Annotated in this window: 2 rRNA genes; both read left to right on the plus strand. The window is 43.1% G+C overall.

Features of this window, described 5'->3' with window-relative positions:
- Positions 1 to 379 (plus strand): 23S ribosomal RNA (locus NZ519_13920); the annotation flags it as partial.
- Between the two features lie 39 nt (positions 380 to 418).
- Positions 419 to 526 (plus strand): 5S ribosomal RNA (gene rrf, locus NZ519_13925).
- Positions 527 to 1,246 lie beyond the last annotated feature (720 nt).

Raw genomic sequence — 1,246 nt, forward strand, 5'->3', positions numbered from 1 at the left:
TCGGCTCGTCACATCCTGGGGCTGGAGAAGGTCCCAAGGGTTGGGCTGTTCGCCCATTAAAGTGGCACGTGAGCTGGGTTCAGAACGTCGTGAGACAGTTCGGTCCCTATCTGTTGTGGGCGCAGGATATTTGAGTGGAGCCGTTTTTAGTACGAGAGGACCGAAACGGACGAACCTCTGGTGTATCAGTTGTCCTGCCAAGGGCACTGCTGAGTAGCTACGTTCGGACGGGATAAACGCTGAAAGCATCTAAGCGTGAAGCCCACCACAAGATGAGATATCCATCAAAGCCGTAGAAGACGACTACGTAGATAGGCAACAGGTGTAAAGGTAGTAATACCAAAGCCGAGTTGTACTAATGGCTTGAACACTTACAAAAAGTACTATCCTTCTCTTATCTTACTTGTCAAAAGATTTTAAGGGTGCCAATAGCGAGGGTGTTCACCTCTTCCCATCCCGAACAGAGTCGTTAAGCCCCTCCACGCCAATGATACTGCTTATGCGGGAAAGTAGGTAAGTGCCCAAAAAAAATTAAAAAATCAGTGTAAGTGAACTTACTTACACTGATTTTTTTTATCCTTGCTACAAAGTTACTAAAATATAACCCCCTCTCCTACTACGCTTTCAGTTCATTACAAAACTAAAAGATCAAACAACTGATATTATGTCAAGTCTAAAAAATAAAAATAATTTTACTTTTTTGGGCGTGTCCCTCGCTTACGCTCGGAGTGGGGCATTACCCACTACGCATACCCTCCGGTGCCGCGCACTGCTGACGCACCCTCCACATAACTCACGCAAGCAGCAAGTATACTAACTCCGCTTATTCAAAACTTAATTTTGTAAGTACTTGAAAATGAATATATATAAAAAATAAAACTGAATTTTAACCTTGCAACTATTTCAAAACCAATTGAAAATAAAGTAAAATCTTATTGTTCAGGGTTAAAGAGTAGTAATAAACCCGTATACTCAAGGCTTAACCTTGTATATGCTTGAAAATAAACACAAAACAAGGTAAAATGAGCGCAGTTAAAACAAGATAAAAACTTTAACCTTGTAAGTAGTTGATAATCAAAACTAAACAAGGTAAAACAAGAGTATGCATGAAAAAAAAGTAAAACATCTAAACGCTGCTGCGTGAGGCATGCGGAGGGCGTGCGTCAGCACGGTGCGAAGCGCAGCGAAGCACCGAAGCAATAGCGCAGCCCGTAGCACGCCGACCCGAAGCGCAGCGACGGGGCAC

The sequence above is a fragment of the Bacteroidia bacterium genome (assembly GCA_025056095.1).
Taxonomy (GTDB): domain Bacteria; phylum Bacteroidota; class Bacteroidia; order JANWVE01; family JANWVE01; genus JANWVE01.